Raw genomic sequence first — 16448 nt, 5'->3', positions numbered from 1 at the left:
CGATTATTCTAGCTTACCTGCTGGCTGACCGCCCCTCAAAATAGGTATCTGACTGTGATCGTTTCATATCGGCGAACACTTCACTAGAATAGCGCGGTCAAATCATTCAAAACAGAATCCAGGAGCCGATTTATGAGCTTACACAGCAAGTCCGAAAGTCTGTATGCCCAGGCAAAACAGGTAATCCCAGGCGGGGTTAACTCTCCGGTGCGTGCATTCAACGGCGTTGGCGGTGTGCCGCTGTTTATCGAACGGGCGGACGGGGCTTACCTGTTCGACGTCGACGGCAAAGCCTATATCGACTACGTCGGTTCCTGGGGCCCAATGGTACTGGGACACAACCACCCGGCGATCCGCAACGCGGTCATCGAAGCGGCGCAGCGCGGTCTGAGCTTTGGCGCCCCCACCGAAATGGAAGTCAAAATGGCGGAGCTGGTCACCGAACTGGTGCCGACCATGGACATGGTGCGGATGGTAAACTCGGGTACCGAAGCCACCATGAGCGCCATTCGTCTGGCGCGTGGCTATACCAACCGCGATAAAATCATCAAGTTTGAAGGCTGCTACCATGGTCATGCCGACTGTCTGCTGGTAAAAGCCGGCTCCGGCGCGCTGACCCTGGGCCAGCCAAACTCACCGGGCGTGCCGGCCGACTTCGCCAAACATACTCTGACCTGCACCTTTAACGATCTCGATTCGGTACGCACCGCATTTGAACAGTACCCTTCCGAGATCGCCTGCATCATCGTCGAACCGGTCGCGGGCAACATGAACTGCGTGCCACCTCTGCCAGAATTCCTGCCTGGCCTGCGCGCACTGTGCGACAAGTATGGCGCGCTGCTGATTATTGACGAAGTCATGACCGGCTTCCGTGTGGCACTGGCCGGGGCACAGGCCTATTACGATGTGGAACCTGACCTCACCTGTCTGGGTAAAATCATCGGTGGTGGTATGCCTGTTGGCGCGTTCGGCGGCCGTCGTGAAGTGATGGCGGCGTTGGCCCCCACTGGCCCGGTCTATCAGGCGGGCACGCTGTCCGGTAACCCGATTGCCATGGCGGCCGGCTTTGCCTGTCTGACCGAGGTTTCGCAGGTCGGTGTCCACCAGACGCTGACCGAACTGACCGATATGCTGGCAACCGGCCTGCTACACGCGGCGAAAGAAGAAAATGTCGCGCTGGTGGTGAACCACGTTGGCGGCATGTTCGGCCTGTTCTTTACCGATGCGCCTGCTGTCACCAGCTACCAGGACGTGATGCAGTGCGATGTCGAACGCTTTAAGCGCTTCTTCCATCTGATGTTGGAGGAAGGGGTTTATCTGGCGCCTTCGGCCTTCGAGGCCGGCTTTATGTCCATTGCCCACAGCAAGGAAGACATTCAGCGCACTGTCGATGCCGCACGCCGCTGCTTCGCCAAGCTGTAAGTTTCGACCATCCAATAAAAACGGGCGCTGAGCGCCCGTTTTTATTTTCAAATTTTGCCGTCAGAGCAAAGTGCCGTAAATCGTCAGCAGTGCCACCACCACCACGATAATCATGGTCACCTTACGTGCCAGGGTTACCGCAGCCCGCGGCGTCTGCACCGGATCCATATGCGGATCGCGTGCCAATGAGAACTGCGCCAGCCGTGTCAGCACCTGATACTGAGAAGAATGGAGATCGCCCAGCGAAGCAAACCACGCCGGCAGCGCTCTCTCACCATGCCCAAACAGAGCGTAAGCCACGCCTGCCAGCCGCACCGGGATCCAGTCCAGCCAGTTCAACAGATGATCGATACCCGACTGCGAACGCTCCAGCGGGGTATTGTGGCGCGCCAGCCAGGTCTGGTAAGCACGCAGGAAAGAGTAGCCCGCCAGCGCGATCGGCCCGTAAGGCCCACAGACCACGAACCAGAACAGCGGTGCCAGATAATAACGGAAGTTAATCCACAGCAGCGCATTTTGCAGTTCGCGCAGGCGCAGCTCTTCGCTGCAATCCACCGGCAAACCGTGGATCAATGCCAGCTCCTCCGCCATTTGGTCGCTGGCATGAACATCCCCCTGGCGCGCCGCTTTCAGGTAGGCGCGATAGTGTTTGCGCTTGATGCCTGCACCCACACACAGCAAATCAATAACGATCCACAGCAACAGCGTCACTACGCCGAAAAACAGCCCTTGAGCCAGCCACAGGATCCCGCCGACCACCACCATCCAGGCCAGGGTCATCAGCAACGTCTGCGCCAGCGAAAAGCGGTGCAACCGATGAAACACCACCTCCAGGCGATGGTCCAACTGCCAATGCTCACCCAGCTTGAACAAACGTTCCCACGCCAGAACCAGTAACAGCGTAAACAGCGTCATTAGCGACTCCTCTCCCTTTCCATTGTTCCAAGCATAGCGTTATCGGGCTTGCCGGGTTGTTCCAGAGATGCCAGATTTAAATCCCGATCAAATATCGGGCCTGGATCGGTTTTACGGCCTGTGGCGATATTACTGTGCCCGGTAATCCGCGCCGCTGACATCGGATTAATGCCTGATTAGCAGTGCAACCACTGCGCTGCGGTGGTACTTGTCACGGCAACAGAGTAGCATGTTCCCCCTACGATATTACCGTCCATTTCGGAGTTTTCTATGCCGACACGCCGCTACAGTGCCGACAGTCGCCGCACCGAGCTTCTTGAACGAATTGAAAGCGATATCCCCTATGCCGTTGCCCAGGCGCTGCGTGAAGACCTAGGGGGCGAAGTCGATGCCGAACGCGATATTACCGCGCAATTATTACCGGCCGACACCCAGGCCGAAGCCACTATTATTACCCGCGAGCCCGGCATATTTTGCGGCCAGCGCTGGCTGAACGAAGTCTTCATTCAACTGGGTAACCAGGTGAAGGTCGAATGGCTGGTGGCAGACGGCGATAGCCTGGTCCCCGACCAACCGCTCTGCAAACTGACCGGTCCGGCGCGGGTGTTGTTGACCGGTGAGCGCACGGCGCTGAATTTTGTACAGACGCTTTCCGGCGTCGCGACCGAAGTCAGCCGCTATGTGGCACTGTTACAGGGCACGCAAACTCGCCTGCTGGATACCCGCAAAACCCTGCCGGGGCTGCGTACCGCGCTGAAATATGCCGTACTGTGCGGCGGCGGCAGTAACCATCGCCTGGGGCTTTCCGATGCCTTCCTGATCAAGGAAAACCACATCATTGCCTCCGGTTCGATTAAAAAGGCGGTCGAGAAGGCTTTCTGGCTGCATGCCGACGTACCGGTCGAGGTAGAAGTCGAGTCGCTGGATGAACTGCAGCAGGCGCTGGACGCCGGTGCCGACATCGTCATGCTGGATAACTTCAGCGTCGAGATGATGCGTACCGCGGTGGCGCAAACTCAGGGCCGTGCTCAACTGGAAGTGTCAGGTAACGTGACCAGCGAAACCCTGCGTACCTTCGCCGAAACCGGCGTGGACTACATCTCGGTGGGCGCCCTGACCAAGCACGTAACCGCGCTCGATCTGTCAATGCGCTTTAAATAATCTCCGCCATCCAGACCTCCCTGGCCAGCCGGGGAGGTATTTTCTCGTCAGAATTGCGAAGCTCGCCCCATCTTTTCTCCTTCCTCTGCAATGCTAATAAATTGCTGTGGAACTGCGCCCCAAAACCGCCATAACCCGCTCGAAGCTCACGCCCTGTGCGCTTACCTTTGCTTCCACATTCACATGGAGGCAATAACAGATGGAAACACAGCGCGGTTTTACCCTGATCGAACTGATGGTGGTGATCGCCATTATCGCGATCCTCAGCGCCATAGGCATTCCCGCCTACCAGCGCTATATCCAAAAAGCAGCGATGACCGACATGCTGCAAACCATGACGCCGTATAAGCTGGCCGTTGAGCTGTGCGTGCTCGACAGCGGTGCACCAACCGGTTGTAACGCCGGCAGCCAAGGTATCCCGACCGGTGACGCCTCACGTTATGTCAGTGCCGTCCAGGTCAACCAGGGAGTGATCTCGCTGACCGGTACTCAAACGCTGCAGGGGCTAACGGTCGCACTGACCCCTACCCAAAACACCAGCGGGCTGACGCGTTGGACACGCCAATGCACCAGCGCCAACGCCAATCTGCAGGAAACCTGTCAGGAAGTTTTCCGTTTTGACACTACCGCAACGGCACCAACGCCATGAGTACGACAATCAGCGACGAAATCCATGCGCTGTGCCAGCGCTATCAAGCGCTGGCTCTCAGCGAGGACCAGCACAGCCTGAGCGTAGCCCTGACGGAGGAGGCGCCACAAGCGTTGCTGTCGGCACTGCGTTTCGCCACCGGCAAGCGCATTCATTTGGAACAGTGGCCGGCAGCCCGGCTGGAGCTGGAACTGAACCACCGTCAAATACAGGACGATCGCCCTGCGCAAGACGTTCCAGAAGTTGGGCCTGACATGCCCTCCTTAAACGATGACAGTGACGCACCCGTAGTCCAGTTTATCAATCAGGCGCTGCGCATCGCCATTCAACGGCGGGCCTCGGATATTCATTTCGAGCCCTACCAACAGGCTCTGCGTATCCGGCTGCGTATTGATGGGGTACTGCAGACGATAACCTCACCGCCTTTTGCGCTCGCCGCCCGCCTCACTGCCCGGCTGAAGATCATGGGGCAGTTGGATATCGCCGAGCGTCGCCTGCCGCAAGATGGCCAGCTCAGTGTGCAATTGGATAACGCCAGTTACTCAATGCGCATCGCCACCCTGCCCACGTTGCACGGCGAAAAAGTGGTGCTACGGATCCTGCAAACCGAGCGCCAGGATCTGCCGCTGGATCGGTTGGGAATGGATCCGACAGCGCTGGCGCAGTTCGCCGCCGCGTTGTCCTGCCCGCAGGGTATGATGCTGGTCACCGGCCCGACCGGTAGCGGTAAAACCGTCACGCTGTACAGTGGGTTGCGCCAGTTGAATGACGCGCAAAGTAATTTATGCAGCGTCGAAGATCCGATCGAGATCCCCCTGTTCGGCGTTAACCAGACGCAAATTAATGCCAAAACCGATCTGGATTTTTCCCGCGTTTTACGCGCCTTACTGCGACAGGATCCAGACGTGATCATGATCGGTGAGATCCGCGATCGGGAAACCGCAGAGATCGCGGTGAAAGCCGCGCAAACCGGTCATCTGGTGTTATCCACCTTGCACACCAACTCCACCAGCGAAACCCTGACACGCCTGACCCATATGGGCATTCCCGGCTATCTGATTGCCGCTTGCCTGAAGCTGGTGATCGCCCAACGGCTGGTGCGTAAACTTTGCAGCCACTGTCGCTATCAGCACAGCCAACCGGTACGCTTCCCCGCGGCGATTTGGGCCACGCCCCTGCTGCCCTGGCAAGCTGACGGCTGCGAGCACTGTTTTAGCGGCTATTACGGCCGCACCGGCGTGTATGAATTACTAACCATCACTCCGGAGGTGCAGGCCGGTCTGTTGCAGGGAGCGGCTCCTGGTCAACTGGCCGAGATCGCCCGACAGCAAGGGCAGACCACGCTGCTGCAGGCTGGGTTAACGCTGGTTTCGCAAGGCGTCACCTCGCTGGAGGAGGTGTACCGCATTGTCGGCAACATTGCCGGTGAGGAGGCCGTATGAAAGCGCTGCGCCTTTTCCTCTGGCAGGCGATTGACCCGCAGGGCCAACTGCGTCAGGGCGAACTGATGAGCAGCGAAAAAAACCGGGTTAGTCAGTGGCTGATCGAACAAGGACTGCAACCCTGCCAAATTAACAGCGGGAAACGCATTGCTCCCAGCCAGTGGCGCGGAGAGCCCTTGATCCAGTTCACCCGCCAACTGGCCACCCTGCTGCAGGCTGGGTTGCCGCTGGTCAGCGGGTTGCAGCTGCTGGCGACAGAACACCCGTCCGCAGCCTGGCGTTGCCTGCTGCGCGAGCTGGGCGAACAGGTACGGCAAGGCCAGCCGTTTTCCGAGGTTATCGCCGGGCAACACGCCATCTTCCCGCTGATCTACCGCCAGTTGATCGCCATCGGAGAACTGACCGGCCACCTGGATGAGTGCTGCCTGCAACTGGCCCAGCAACAGGAAGCACAGCAAAAATTGCAGAAGAAAGTGGTTAAAGCGCTGCGTTATCCCTTGTTTATCTGCGCAGTGGCGCTGTTGGTGAGTATTCTGATGCTGGTCATGGTGCTGCCGGAATTTGCCGGCGTCTACCAGTCTTTCGATGCCCCACTGCCGTGGTTTACCCAGGGACTGTTGAACCTTTCCACCCTGTTGATCCACGGCGGCCCCTGGCTGGCGGCGATACTGGGCTGCACGCTATTTGCCTATTTTCGCCAACTGCACCCGCAACCACACTGGCGCAGACGCGAACAGGCCGTATTGCTGCGCCTGCCGCTGGTTGCACAATTGATCAAAGGCGGTTGCCTGAGCCAAATATTTCGTATTTTGGCCATGACTCAGCAGGCCGGGCTCACGCTGATTGAAGGGCTGAACGCCGCAGCGCTGTCGGTGGATAATTTATTTTACCGTCAGGCGATTGAGAGGGTGCGGCAACAGATTGCACAAGGACAGACTTTCCACAGCGCATTGGGGCAGCAGGCGCTTTTCCCCACCTTGTGTCAGCAGTTGGTGCGGGTGGGCGAAGAGTCCGGTTCGTTAGATACGCTGTTAGGCAAACTGGCGCTGTGGCATGAGCAGCAAACTTTTGAGTTAGCCGATACGCTGGCGCAAACGCTGGAACCGATATTGATGCTGGTGGTGGGTGGGATCGTCGGCACGCTGGTGATCGCCATGTACCTGCCGATATTTCAATTGGGGAACGTATTGGGATAACGCCTGGAGAACCTTGAGTGCAGCACCGAACGGCACCCAAGGTTTGGTCAGGCTAAATCAGTTACTGCCGAACACGCGGTTTTCCTGCTCCGCTACGCGGATGAAGGTGGTGCGTTTAGTCAGCTCTTTCAGACGCTCTGCACCGACATAAGTGCAAGCGGAGCGCAGGCCGCCGAGAATGTCACGGACGGTAAACTCAACCTCACCACGCAATGGCAGCTTGACGGTTTTACCTTCGGCCGCACGGTACTGAGCAACACCGCCGACGTGGCGTTTCATCGCTGACTCGGAGCTCATGCCGTAAAACAGCATGAATTTCTCACCGTTCTCTTCCACTACGGTGCCTTCGCACTCGTCATGACCCGCCAGCATGCCGCCCAGCATGACGAAGTCCGCGCCGCCACCAAAGGCTTTCGCTACGTCGCCCGGTACAGAGCAGCCACCGTCGCTGACGATCTGGCCGCCCAGGCCGTGTGCCGCATCGGCACACTCGATCACCGCAGACAGCTGCGGGTAACCCACACCAGTTTTCACACGGGTGGTGCAAACTGAACCAGGACCAATACCCACCTTGACGATATCGGCACCGGACAGGATAAGCTCTTCCACCATTTCGCCGGTGACCACGTTGCCTGCACAAATCACATGGTTTGGGCAGGCCTCGCGCGCTTTCTGCAAGAAGGCGACAAAATGCTCGGAGTAACCGTTAGCGACGTCGATACAGATAAACTTCAGCCCCGGCGACAAGGCCAGAATTTGCTGCATCTTCACAAAATCAGCTTCGGAGGTGCCGGTTGAGACCATCACGTGGCGCAGCACCGATGCCGGTACGCGCTGCACAAATGCGGCCCATTGTTCAACGCTGTAGTGTTTGTGGACGGCGGTGAGTACGTCGAAGGAAGCCAGGGCCTCTGCCATGCTGAAGGTGCCGACCGAGTCCATGTTGGCGGCGATAATCGGCACGCCGGACCAGTTCAAGCCAGAATGTTTGAAGGTAAACTGACGCTCCAGTTCAACTTCTGAACGGCTTTTCAGCGTGGAGCGTTTAGGGCGAATCAGCACATCTTTAAAGCCTAACTTCAAATCTTCTTCAATACGCATGACTTATGATTTCCTGGTTTATGGCGACGGATCGCAGGGTTGTGATCGAACGTTATTAATGCCAGTTCCAGTGTCGTTATCATACTCGCTAATAATCGCCGGACAAGACTGCGAATTCTCCTTTATTTACGCTACAATCCGACAAATTTACCTGCGAATACGCAGTGTGACCTCCCGCTCATTTTCCCTTTCCGGCTGCGTTTTTTATCACCGTACGGGGCAAGCTGCCAGACAAGCGCCGCCTGCTGACTTGCACTTCTGCGCGATCGCTTTATGATTCGTCTATTATTTTTTTATGAACATCAGGTGCATTCCCTACCATGACCTACATTGTTGCGTTGACAGGGGGTATCGGCAGCGGTAAGTCAACCGTGGCAGACGCCTTTGCCCGCCACGGCGTGATGGTGGTCGACGCGGACGTCATCGCCCGACAGGTTGTCGAACCTGGTGCTCCAGCGCTGGCTGCCATCGTCGAACGATTTGGTAATGAAATGTTGCAGTCAGACGGCACACTTAACCGTGCCGCACTGCGCCAGCGTATCTTCAGTAACCCTGACGAAAAGCGCTGGCTGAACCAACTGCTGCACCCGCTGATTCATCAGGAAACCCAACGCCAACTGGCGCAAGTCACCAGCCCCTATGCACTTTGGGTGGTTCCCCTGTTGGTGGAAAACAACCTGCAGGCACGCGCCGATCGCGTGCTGGTGGTCGACGTTGACAGCGAGACTCAGTTGGCCAGAACCATCGCCCGCGACGGTATCAGTCGTCAGCAGGCACAGAACATACTGTCCGCGCAGGTCACGCGCGAGCAGCGCTTGGCCGCTGCAGATGACATAATTGATAATAGCGGCACCGCTCAGGGGATAGAGCCATTGGTTGCCGCACTGCATCGCCGTTACCTTGAGCTGGCGGCATCAGCGACCCGACAGGATTAAACTGAATGAGTGATGTTTCCCCAAGCGTTCTTTTTGAACACCCGTTGAATGAAAAAATGCGCACCTGGTTGCGTATGGAGTTTTTACTGCAGCAGTTGCATGGCCAGCGGGCATTGAGCGAAACCGCTATCGCCCTAACCTTCTTCCGCACTGTCGCCGATCTGCTCGACGTACTGGAACGTGGTGAAGTGCGTACCGAGTTACTGAAAGAGCTGGAACGTCAGCAGCAAAAGCTGCTGGCATGGGCCGATGTACCGGGCGTCGATATGTCGCTGGTGGATCAGTTACGCAACCAGCTGAAACAGCGCGCGGCGGCACTGATGTCTGCTCCCCGCCTCGGTCAATCGCTGCGTGAAGACCGGCTGATTAGCCTGGTGCGTCAACGCCTGAGCATCCCCGGTGGATGTTGCAGCTTTGATTTACCGACGCTGCACATGTGGATGCATGCTCCACAGCAAGAGCGGGATGACGACGTCAGCAAATGGCAGCAAACGCTGGAGCCCCTGAACCAGGCGCTGATCATGGTGCTGGATCTGATCCGTCAGTCCGGCCCGTTTCGCAATCAGATCAGTTTGAACGGTTTCTTCCAGGATAACGCGGAAGGCGCCGATCTGTTGCGCTTGCGCATCAATCTGGCCCATCAGCTTTACCCACAGATTTCCGGCCATAAAACGCGCTATGCGATCCGCTTCCTGCCGCTGGACAGTGAGCTTGGCGTGGTCCCGGAACGATTAACCTTTGAGTTGGCCTGTTGCTAACCCAATGACATAAAAACCTTTCACGCGTTGGAAGGGAGTAAGGAACAGATATGACGACCGTAGTGAAATGCCCAACCTGTGGCAAAGGCGTGGTTTGGGGTGAAGTCAGCCCGTTCCGCCCGTTTTGCAGCAAGCGCTGTCAGTTAATTGATTTGGGCGAATGGGCCGACGAAGAAAAGCGCATTCCCAGCAGCAGCGATCTGTCGGAAAGCGAAGAATGGAGTGAAGGGGACGATCGTTAATCGATCGTCTTTTGTCGGCCTGGTGTCTGCCAGGCCGCTCGTTTTACTGTGCAGCGTTCGCCTGTGCCACCAACAGTTTGATAATACTGACATTGGCCTCCGGGAACTCCTCCTCCCGTAAATCAGCCTGCTTCACCCAGCGCATAGGCTGGCCTTCACGGCCAAAGGGTTCGCCTGCCCAACCTTCCACCAGATAAAAATTCAGCGTCACAATACGATCGCTAAACCGGTGTTCAAGCACTTCCAGTAGCTCTGCGCGCTCGGTTTCAATGCCGGTTTCTTCCTGCAGTTCACGGTTGAGTGCCTGCTCCGGCGTCTCCCCCTGCTCAATCTTACCGCCTGGAAACTCCCAAAAACCGGCCATATGCGAATCGGCGGCGCGTCGGGTAATAAAGATTTCCTGCTGGGCGTTACGAATGATGCCAACGGCGATGTTCAGATGTTTCATCACATCCTCCTGATAGATTTGTCGGGCGCGGGAAACGCCCCAAAAAACAGGGGCTCAGCATGCTGAACCCCTGGGTTTTATTGGTTAAACACTGCCGGTCTTAGTTCTGCAGACGACCGTGGCACTGTTTGTATTTTTTACCGGAACCGCATGGGCATGGATCGTTACGCCCTACTTTACGTTCCGCCGTTGCCGGCGCATTCGGATCTTCGGTGACCAGCGCATTTTCTTCATAGTGGCTCAGCTGTTGCTGTTTGGCCAGACGCTCAGCTTCTTCACGACGCTGCTGCTCCAGCGCTTCAACCTCTTCCGGCATCCGCACCTGTACCTTGCTCAGTACGCTGATCACTTCATGCTTCAACGATTCCAGCATGGTGGCGAACATGTTGAAGGACTCGCGCTTGTACTCCTGCTTAGGATCCTTCTGCGCATAACCACGCAGATGGATGCCCTGGCGCAGGTAGTCCATCGCCGCCAAATGCTCTTTCCACAGGGAATCCAGCGTCTGCAGCATCACGCCTTTCTCGAAGTTGCGCATCATCTCGGTGCCAACCACTTCTTCTTTGCGCAGGTATTCTTCCTTCGCTTTTTCGAGAATACGCTCACGCAGCGTTTCTTCGTGCAGCTCAGGCTCTTTATCCAGCCATTCGGCGATTGGCATGTCCAGATCGAAGTCGTTTTTCAGGCGCTCTGTCAGCCCCTGAATGTCCCACTCTTCTTCCAGCGACTGCGGCTGAATGTAGCCGTCGATGGTGGTCTTGAACACGTCTTCACGAATGCTGGTAATGGTTTCGCTAACGTCAGACACGTCCAGCAGTTCGTTACGCTGGCTGTAGATAGCGCGGCGCTGATCGTTGGCCACGTCATCGTACTCCAGCAATTGCTTACGAATGTCGAAGTTGCGGCTTTCCACTTTACGCTGTGCGTTGGCAATCGCCTTGGTGACCCATGGGTGCTCAATGGCCTCACCCTCTTTCATACCCAGTTTACGCATCATGCTGGAAACGCGATCCGAGGCGAAAATACGCATCAGGGCATCTTCCATCGACAGGTAGAAGCGGGATGAACCGGCGTCACCCTGACGACCTGAACGACCGCGCAGCTGGTTATCGATACGGCGTGATTCATGGCGCTCGGTACCAATGATGTGCAGGCCACCCGCAGCCAATACTTCATCATGGCGGATTTTCCAGGCTTCTTTAATTTCAGCAATTTGCTGTTCAGTCGGATCTTCCAACTGTTCAATTTCGGCCTGCCAGCTGCCACCCAACACGATATCGGTACCACGGCCCGCCATGTTGGTGGCGATAGTGACCGCACGGCTTTGGCCGGCCTGAGCTACGATGTCCGCTTCCATGGCGTGGAATTTGGCGTTCAGTACCTTGTGCTCGATACCGGCTTTGGTCAACTCGCGAGAAACCACTTCGGATTTTTCAATCGAGATAGTCCCCACCAACACCGGTTGCCCGTTGACGGTACGCTCACGGATGTCTTCAATGATTGCACCAATCTTTTCCAGCTCGGTCATATAGACCAGATCCGGCATGTCTTTACGGATCATCGGACGGTTAGTCGGCACCACGATGGTATCCAGCTTGTAGATAGAGCTGAATTCAAAGGCTTCGGTGTCAGCGGTACCGGTCATCCCGGCCAGCTTCTCGTACAGACGGAAGTAGTTCTGGAAGGTGATGGAGGCCAGCGTTTGGTTCTCGTTCTGGATCTCCACGCCTTCTTTGGCTTCTACTGCCTGATGCAGACCATCAGACCAGCGACGCCCCTGCATGGTACGACCGGTGTGTTCGTCAACGATAATGACTTCACCGTCTTTTACGATGTAGTCAACGTCACGGGTAAACAACACATGGGCACGCAGTGCGGCGGTCACATGGTGCATCAACATGATGTTAGTCGGTGAGTACAGTGACTCGCCTTCATCCATGATGCCGGCTTCCATCAACATTTCTTCGATCAGGATCAGACCGCGTTCGGTCAGGTGCACCTGGCGCGCTTTCTCGTCAACCGAGAAGTGGCCTTCGCCCTGGAAGGAATCGGAATCTTCTTTTTCCTGACGGATCAGCTTAGGGATCAGCTTGTTGACCCTGATGTACATCTCGGAACTGTCTTCGGCCGGGCCGGAGATGATCAACGGAGTACGTGCTTCATCGATCAGGATGGAGTCAACCTCATCCACCAACGCATAGTGCAGCTTACGCTGAACGCGCTCTTCCGGGCTGAACGCCATGTTGTCGCGCAGGTAGTCGAAACCGTATTCGTTGTTGGTACCGTAGGTAATGTCAGCGGCATAGGCTTCACGCTTGGCTGGCGCAGGCATTCCTGGCAGGTTAATACCAATGCTCAGACCGAGGAACTCGAACAGTGGGCGGTTGTTTTCGGCGTCACGCTGTGCCAAATAGTCGTTCACTGTTACCACGTGCACACCACGGCCGCTCAGGGCGTTCAGGTAGGCAGGCAGGGTTGCGGTCAGGGTTTTACCTTCACCGGTACGCATCTCTGCGATACAGCGATCGTTCAGGACCATACCACCCAGCAACTGCACGTCGAAGTGACGCATACCGAATACGCGCTTGCTCGCCTCACGCACTACGGCGAAGGCTTCCGGCAGCAGGTTTTCCAGCACTTCGCCCTTTTCCAGGCGTGCGCGGAACTCGTTGGTCTTGGCTTTCAGCTCGTCATCGGACAGTTTTTCCATGTCCGGTTCCATCAGACCGATCTGCTCAACCGATTTACGCATGCGGCGAAGTGTACGATCGTTACGACTACCAAAAACTTTGGTCAATAATTTCACTAACATAATGTTTGATATCTCTGTCATGACAGCCAACACAGGCCGTCAATTTGCTGTTATTTTTTAGGTTTTTTGTCGCCCGACGGGCAAAAAATCAGCTTAAGACTGTGGGTCCAGCACGGATGCCCTGCACCTGTGCAAGCCACAACCCTGTCTGATGCTGCGCAATGGCAGGCAGCACGGCATGGTGGGTATCACGAATGATGGTCGGCGGCTTCGGCTCATGCGTCAACAGCGCGTTGAGAGTAGAAAGCAGCGCCAGTTGCGCTACCTGTGATGGGGGTTCGGTCGCTTCCGCTTCGCGTTCCTGTATCCGCGCGTAAACTGCCTGCGGAGCGAGAGCAAAAGAAAGGTGACGAATGACGGTGCGAAGCGCATGCTGGTGCCAATAATCGACACTGAAATTCGGGCGACGATGCGCTTCCTGCAGCAATGCCAGACTGTTAAAGGCACCGCTGGCGGAATTTTGCCGGTTAAGGCTGGACGAGGTGCTCGGCAGAGCGGCTTGATCGGGTGCGCCGGACAGATTTGTAGGTACGCCAAGCGTGGCCGCGACCATCCCTAACAGGAGATGGGGCCAGAAATAACGTCTGCCAAATTGTCGCCAACGATTTAGAATACCGATCACGAGTTTATTATCCGCCGGAGCCCATTATGCGCGATAGCCGTCCACAATTATTAGATTCCCTGTTTGACGACGCTCACACAGAAGACAAAGGCCCGCTGTATAACGTCCAGCAACGCGCAGTGGCGCTGCTTAAGCTTAACCGGGCAGTGAAAGGCGTATTGCCGGTTCAACTGCATCCCTGGTGCCGCGTCGCTAATTTCCGACAGGGTATTTTAGTGCTAGAAACGGCAAATGCCAGCTGGATGATGCGTCTACGCTACGAACAACCGGCTTTATTATCTGCACTACGAGCGCAAATTCTACCATCATTGTCGTCGATCGACATCAGGATTAATCCTGCCTTGATGGCAAAAGGAAACAACCTTGTGCAGAACGCCGCAAAAACCACAGGAAATCCGCAGGCGAAGGTGCCTATGCGTCATCTGAGCCAGGAAAGTGCTGAGGAATTAAGGGGATTGGCGAGTCGCAGCCCAGAAAAACTGCGCAAGATATTGGAACGACTGGCATCGTTGGCCGGAGAAGGTGCCAACGCTACCAGTCGCGATAAGTAATCAGCAGTATCAGCTTATGCCAATACGGTGGACGGGGCTTTGAATGCCAGTGGCATTTCGGCTTCGTCCTGGAAGGTGACAAATTCCCACGCTTCCTGTTTCGCCAGAACCGCTTGCAGCAGTTTGTTGTTCAGCGCATGACCAGATTTGTAGGCGGTAAACGCGCCAATAATGTTATGGCCGCACATGAACAGGTCGCCGATGGCGTCCAGCATTTTGTGGCGTACGAATTCGTCTTCAAAGCGCAGACCGTCTTCGTTCAGCACGCGGTAATCATCTACCACGATGGCGCAGTCAAAACTGCCGCCCAGGGCCAGGCCACGTGACTGTAAATACTCGATGTCACGCATAAAACCGAAGGTACGCGCACGGCTGATTTGACGCACGAACGAGTCGGCAGAGAAATCAAGGCGGTAGCGTTGCGTACTGGCATCGATTGCCGGGTGGTTGAAGTCGATGGTGAAGTCCAGGCGGAACCCGTTATGCGGGGACAGCTCGGCCCACTTGTCGCCATCTTCAACACGCACGGTGTCTTTAAGACGCAGGAATTTCTTCGCAGAGTTCAGTTCTTCAATGCCGGCATCCAGCAACAGGAAGACGAACGGACTGGCACTGCCGTCCATGATAGGGATTTCGGCGGCGTCAACTTCGATAACGATGTTGTCGATGCCCAATCCAGCCAGTGCGGCATTAAGATGCTCAACGGTAGAAATACGCACGTCATGCTCATTCACCAGGCAAGTACAGAGCATGGTATCACGCACGGATTTTGCATCAGCCGGGAAATCAACCGGGGGATTCAAGTCAGTGCGACGATAGATGACCCCGGTATTAGCCGCCGCGGGGCGCATTGTCAGCGTGACCTTCTTGCCGGTATGCAAACCGACACCAGTCGCCTGAACAATACGTTTTAATGTCCTTTGTTTGATCATCGTTTTATCTCGCAATGTTATCAATCCTACCGACCAAGCATACAGCAAGGTCGGCGGGACAGTTTAGCACAAAGAGCGGAGATTCCAAATTCTCAGGATATTCTTAGTCTGCCTGCTTGCGCAGGAAGGCAGGAATATCAAGATAGTCGGGCTCTTTATTAGGCTGCGCAGTCGGATCGTTAACTACCTTGGCGGCAGGTTTCACTTCCTGCGGCAACGGCGACATGCCGTGCTGCTGGTAGCGATGATCCATCACTGGCTGGCTGGCCTGTTTGTTGGTCACCAGAGTGATTTCCGGACGTTTGTCCATGCCGATACCGGTCGCAACCACGGTCACGCGCAGTTCGTCGTTCATTTCCGGATCCAGCGAGGTACCGATAACTACGGTCGCATTGTCGGAAGCGAAAGCACGAATGGTGTTACCCACGGTTTCGAACTCATCCAAGCGCAGGTCGAAGCCGGCGGTGATGTTGACCAGAACGCCGCGAGCGCCGGACAGGTCGATGTCTTCCAGCAGTGGGCTGGAGATCGCCATTTCCGCTGCTTCTTCAGCACGGTCTTCACCACAGGCAACGCCGGAACCCATCATCGCGTAGCCCATTTCGGACATTACGGTGCGCACGTCGGCAAAGTCGACGTTCATCAGGCCCGGACGGGTGATCAGTTCGGCAATACCCTGCACCGCGCCTTTCAGCACGTCGTTAGCCGCGCCGAACGCGTCCAGCAGAGAAATACCGCGACCCAGAACTTTCAACAACTTGTCGTTCGGGATAGTGATCAGTGAGTCCACATGTTTGGACAATTCTGCAATACCCTGCTCAGCGAACGCCATGCGTTTCTTGCCTTCAAAATTGAAAGGCTTGGTAACCACGGCCACTGTCAGAATACCCAGATCTTTAGCAACTTCTGCGACGACTGGCGCTGCACCGGTACCGGTACCGCCGCCCATGCCGGCTGCAATGAAGACCATGTCTGCACCATCCAGTGCGGCGCGCAGGGCTTCACGGTCTTCTTCCGCTGAATTGCGACCCACTTCAGGGTTCGCGCCTGCACCCAGACCTTTGGTAATACCGCTACCGATCTGGATGGTTTGGCCAACTGCCGTTTTACGAAGCGCCTGAGCGTCTGTATTAACGGCGAAGAATTCAACACCTTCGATGCGCTCGCGCACCATGTGTTCAACGGCGTTGCCACCGCCACCGCCGACGCCGATGACTTTAATCACCGCGTCATTGGTTAGTTCCATTGGTTCAAACATAGTT

The 16448-nt window shown here is 56.2% G+C and carries 16 protein-coding genes and 1 pseudogene; 9 read left to right on the top strand and 8 right to left on the bottom strand.

What is annotated here, in order from left to right; all coding sequences use genetic code 11:
• The first annotated feature begins 132 nt into the window (after positions 1–132).
• Positions 133–1422: a glutamate-1-semialdehyde 2,1-aminomutase gene (hemL, locus tag QOT07_RS03575; RefSeq protein ID WP_099063067.1), complete on the top strand. Its 1290-nt coding sequence runs from the start codon at positions 133–135 to the stop codon at positions 1420–1422.
• Positions 1423–1482: 60 nt separating this feature from the next.
• Here the strand turns inward: hemL and ampE are convergent, their stop codons facing one another.
• Complete coding sequence (gene ampE, locus QOT07_RS03570) at positions 1483–2337, bottom strand: beta-lactamase regulator AmpE (protein WP_085120245.1); 855 nt, start codon at positions 2335–2337, stop codon at positions 1483–1485.
• Positions 2337–2532, bottom strand: a pseudogene (locus QOT07_RS03565) (1,6-anhydro-N-acetylmuramyl-L-alanine amidase AmpD); the annotation flags it as partial. The gene ampE and the pseudogene QOT07_RS03565, both read right to left, overlap by 1 nt.
• Before the next feature lie 75 nt (positions 2533–2607).
• On the opposite strand from QOT07_RS03565, the gene nadC reads away from it, so the two are divergent.
• The 4 genes from nadC to hofC all read left to right on the top strand — a co-directional run bounded on the left by nadC (position 2608) and on the right by hofC (position 6785).
• Complete coding sequence (nadC, locus tag QOT07_RS03560; RefSeq protein WP_283602577.1) at positions 2608–3498, top strand: carboxylating nicotinate-nucleotide diphosphorylase; 891 nt, start codon at positions 2608–2610, stop codon at positions 3496–3498.
• A gap of 199 nt (positions 3499–3697) precedes the next feature.
• The gene (gene ppdD, locus QOT07_RS03555) at positions 3698–4147 is read left to right on the top strand and encodes a prepilin peptidase-dependent pilin (protein WP_099063069.1); all 450 of its coding nucleotides are present in this window, start codon (positions 3698–3700) and stop codon (positions 4145–4147) included.
• Complete coding sequence (gene gspE, locus QOT07_RS03550) at positions 4144–5589, top strand: type II secretion system protein GspE (RefSeq protein ID WP_283602576.1); 1446 nt, start codon at positions 4144–4146, stop codon at positions 5587–5589. Before ppdD ends, gspE begins: the two co-directional genes overlap by 4 nt.
• Positions 5586–6785, top strand: a complete 1200-nt coding sequence (gene hofC, locus QOT07_RS03545; protein ID WP_283602575.1) for a protein transport protein HofC — start codon at positions 5586–5588, stop codon at positions 6783–6785. Before gspE ends, hofC begins: the two co-directional genes overlap by 4 nt.
• Positions 6786–6842: 57 nt before the next feature.
• On the opposite strand, the gene QOT07_RS03540 is transcribed toward hofC, so the two are convergent.
• Complete coding sequence (locus QOT07_RS03540; protein WP_099063072.1) at positions 6843–7886, bottom strand: GMP reductase; 1044 nt, start codon at positions 7884–7886, stop codon at positions 6843–6845.
• A gap of 320 nt (positions 7887–8206) precedes the next feature.
• Here QOT07_RS03540 and coaE point away from each other — a divergent pair, with 320 nt between their 5' ends.
• From coaE to yacG, 3 genes are read left to right on the top strand one after another with little or no spacing between them, the layout of a single operon-like run.
• Entirely contained in the window at positions 8207–8821 is a 615-nt protein-coding gene (coaE, locus tag QOT07_RS03535; RefSeq protein WP_099063073.1) for a dephospho-CoA kinase, read from the top strand.
• Positions 8822–8826: 5 nt separating this feature from the next.
• Complete coding sequence (gene zapD / locus QOT07_RS03530; protein WP_085120239.1) at positions 8827–9579, top strand: cell division protein ZapD; 753 nt, start codon at positions 8827–8829, stop codon at positions 9577–9579.
• 50 nt (positions 9580–9629) lie between these two features.
• Positions 9630–9821, top strand: a complete 192-nt coding sequence (yacG, locus tag QOT07_RS03525) for a DNA gyrase inhibitor YacG (RefSeq protein ID WP_099063074.1) — start codon at positions 9630–9632, stop codon at positions 9819–9821.
• Positions 9822–9864: 43 nt separating this feature from the next.
• Here yacG and mutT read toward each other — a convergent pair whose 3' ends face one another.
• The 3 genes from mutT to secM all read right to left on the bottom strand — a co-directional run bounded on the left by mutT (position 9865) and on the right by secM (position 13703).
• A complete protein-coding gene (mutT, locus tag QOT07_RS03520; RefSeq protein ID WP_085120238.1) occupies positions 9865–10269 on the bottom strand; it encodes an 8-oxo-dGTP diphosphatase MutT in 405 nt (134 codons plus the stop codon).
• Between the two features lie 100 nt (positions 10270–10369).
• Positions 10370–13081 carry a preprotein translocase subunit SecA gene (gene secA / locus QOT07_RS03515; RefSeq protein WP_099063075.1) on the bottom strand — a complete coding sequence of 904 codons (2712 nt, stop codon included), beginning with the start codon at positions 13079–13081 and terminating at the stop codon, positions 10370–10372.
• 88 nt (positions 13082–13169) lie between these two features.
• A complete protein-coding gene (gene secM, locus QOT07_RS03510; protein WP_099063076.1) occupies positions 13170–13703 on the bottom strand; it encodes a secA translation cis-regulator SecM in 534 nt (177 codons plus the stop codon).
• A 26-nt stretch (positions 13704–13729) separates the two neighbouring features.
• On the opposite strand from secM, the gene QOT07_RS03505 reads away from it, so the two are divergent.
• Positions 13730–14254 carry a DUF721 domain-containing protein gene (locus QOT07_RS03505; RefSeq protein WP_099063077.1) on the top strand — a complete coding sequence of 175 codons (525 nt, stop codon included), beginning with the start codon at positions 13730–13732 and terminating at the stop codon, positions 14252–14254.
• A gap of 14 nt (positions 14255–14268) precedes the next feature.
• Here the strand turns inward: QOT07_RS03505 and lpxC are convergent, their stop codons facing one another.
• Both lpxC and ftsZ read right to left on the bottom strand, forming a co-directional pair.
• Positions 14269–15186, bottom strand: coding sequence for a UDP-3-O-acyl-N-acetylglucosamine deacetylase (gene lpxC / locus QOT07_RS03500; RefSeq protein WP_017891607.1), 918 nt, complete (start codon positions 15184–15186; stop codon positions 14269–14271).
• Positions 15187–15289: 103 nt separating this feature from the next.
• A complete protein-coding gene (ftsZ, locus tag QOT07_RS03495; RefSeq protein WP_004950150.1) occupies positions 15290–16444 on the bottom strand; it encodes a cell division protein FtsZ in 1155 nt (384 codons plus the stop codon).
• Positions 16445–16448 lie beyond the last annotated feature (4 nt).

Origin of the sequence: Serratia proteamaculans, assembly GCF_949794035.1 — a bacterium.
GTDB classification, from domain to species: Bacteria; Pseudomonadota; Gammaproteobacteria; order Enterobacterales; family Enterobacteriaceae; genus Serratia; species Serratia proteamaculans.
The sequence above is the reverse complement of the archived record's forward strand: the minus strand, read 5'-3'. Positions and strand labels throughout refer to the sequence as shown.